A 2,682-nucleotide genomic window follows, 5' to 3' on the forward strand; every position below is an offset into this window, starting at 1 on the left:
TGTCCTCCACTGACGGCAAGCCTTTATCCAGAATGCGCTGGCTCAGCTCCTTAGCCTTACCGCACGCTTCCGGTGACAGCGTGCGGCAATCACCCAGATTTCGCGAGGCCAGCGCATTATTCTCAATGGCATTCTTCCCGGCCTGCGCCCCAGTGAGGGCACTGGCGGTGGAGTCACCGGCAATACCGCCTGCCAATCCTGCCGCCAGGGTGGAAAGGGTGCTGATAGTTTGCTTCTGCTCCTCCGTTAATTCACTGACTTTGGCCCCGTCGCCGTAAAGTTGCTTAATCAGGACCTGAGCTGCCAGTTCACCCGAAGCCGCACCGGCTGCCCCTGACAGGGCATTATTACCGCTCACTTCCGCCGCCACCGCGCCTAAAATCGCGTGGGCCAGCGTATTGGTGGCGATATCTACCTGATGGGTTTGTGGGTCCGTCGTCAGTTCTTTAATCACGCCCGCCAGATAAGGAGAAGCGCCTCCGGCCAGCGCCTGACCGAGGTTGTTGCCCGCTAAGCCCTGAATCGCTGCCGAGGCGGCCTGTAAGGCTTTCTGATAGGTTCCGCCGGTCCCAAAGCCGGAGTCATTCAGCGCCTGCGTGTAAGCGGTGTCATAAACTTGCTTATTGATATCCGCCGAAGTCGGGTGTGGATTGCCACCGTCAACCAGTTTTTTTCTGGCGGCCTCTTTGTCCGGTTCACTGATATGGTCCAGCTTCGCTTTCGCCGCTTTGGTGGCGATAATTTTCCCCTCCGTACTGGCTATCTCGGTCATCTGGGCGCTGATTTCACCAATCAGTTGCGCCTGTTTCAGCCGTTGTTGTTCTTTTTCCTTATCAAATATCGGACTCAGGACATTGGCGGCATTATCGGTATCGCGACTTAAGTTCGCGACATCCTGCGTCTGGTGCGCCTTATCCCGGATAACCAGGTTGCCCTCACTGACGGCAGCGTGCGTGGTGCTGCTGTCATGGCCCTGGTTATTGGAACCCGTCAGCCCATTGACCGCCAGATTATTCAGGACCTGACCGGCGGTCGGTTTACCAAGGCTGACACCCGCACTCTGCTGTTCGGCAGTAAAGTCCGCTTGATTTTGAATGTCCTTGAAGCCCAGCGTCCCGGTGTTCAGGGTGTTTTTGGCTTTGTCAGCGTGACTCGCTATCACCGCGCCGTCCAGTTGGGTGTGGTCACCGACGTTGACCTGATAGCCGCCTTTGCCAGCAAACAGCCCGGTCTGCTCCTGCACGCTGTCATAGTTGCTGTGCAGTTTATTGCGGCTGGCATTGAGGCTCGCGGTACCATTGGTGAGGGGACCCACGGTGGCACTGACGCCGGCGCTGGCATTCTGTTGTTTGCTGTCATAGCGCTGGCTGTTCTGCTCGCTGCTTAATGTCAAATGACGTTTCACCTCGGCAGTTATCTGCTCGCCGCTGACCTGAGCGCCTTTTAACGTCGTGTCCCGGCCACTGTTCAGCCCGACGGTCTGTCCCGCCTGTAATGTGGTGTTAGTGTGACTGATACCGTTGCCGTTTTCACGGCCGTTGCCCCGGCTGACATTGGCCGAGACGCTCAGGCCGGTGCCTCCCGGTCCCACAGTCAGGCCCACGCCCAGCGAGCTGCCGTGACTGCTGTTTTTGCCGGTAGTCTGTTCAGTGTTCTGGCTGGAGGAGAGCTGAATATCCCGGTTAGCAGCCAGTTGCAGGTCTTTGCCCGCCTGTAACTGGCTGCCCTGAATGCGGATATCGCCATTCTGGCCTGATGCGCCTTTGCCATCCCCTTTGGCGGTTATATTGAGGTTATCCCCGGCCGTGAGATGGCTGCCCTGTTGGGTGGTCTGGCGGTGCTGCTGTTCTGAACGGGAGGATTGACGGCCATAGGACAGACTCACCCCGGCTAGATTGTTATTGCTTTTGTCGTCACTGCCCTGAGCCTCTGCCAGTCGGCCAGCCTGCGCCGCTTGCACTCCGCTGAGGGCAGCTTGGGTGTTTTGCAGCGCTTTCACTCGCGGGTCGCTTTCATTGCGGGCGGCTCTGGCTGTTTGCACCGCGCTGTTGACGGCCCCGCCAGCGGTGCCACTCAGCGCCACGGTTAAACCGCTCTGTTTTTGTTTGGTTTTTGTCGTGGTGTGATGGCGGTTTTCCGCGCTGGTGATATCGACCTGTTGACCAGTCAGCGTCAGGTCTTTACCGGCAATCACCTCGCTGCCGTGAACCCGGAGCTGTTCTCCCGCGTTGAGAGTGACATTGCCCTGGCTGCTGCCGACCGTGCTGCCTTTGCTAAGCTGGCTGTCACTGTCGGTGGTGACTTTCTGGCTGGCTTTGCCTAAGGTGAAACCCATGCCGCCGGTGCCCATCAGGCCCGATTTTTTCTCCTGTCGCAAATGGGTTTCATCGTGCGCTTCCGCGGCGGTGGTAACCGTGAGCTGATGACCGGCGTTCAGGCTGACATCCTGTGTGCCCGCCACATTGCTGCCGCGGATATTGAGGTCTTTTCCGACCTGTAGAGTCACTTTATCGCCACTGAACGTGGTGCTCAGTGCTTGTCGGTCATGCACTTCGTCGTGGGTTTCCACTGACGATTTCGACAGCCAGCCTTTACTGGTTTGTTTACTGTGCTCCACTAAGTCGGATGAGGTTGTACCGGCGGTCAGCGTCAGGTTATTTCCGGCCTGCGCCGTCAGGTGTT

Annotated in this window: 1 protein-coding gene; it reads right to left on the minus strand. The window is 58.0% G+C overall.

Annotated features, from left to right (window positions below):
- The coding region (locus EAE91_RS23215; protein WP_244869010.1) for a hemagglutinin repeat-containing protein at nucleotides 1–2,682 on the minus strand (2,682 nt) is incomplete at both ends.

It is taken from the genome of Photorhabdus noenieputensis (assembly GCF_018448935.1).
Taxonomy (GTDB): domain Bacteria; phylum Pseudomonadota; class Gammaproteobacteria; order Enterobacterales; family Enterobacteriaceae; genus Photorhabdus; species Photorhabdus noenieputensis.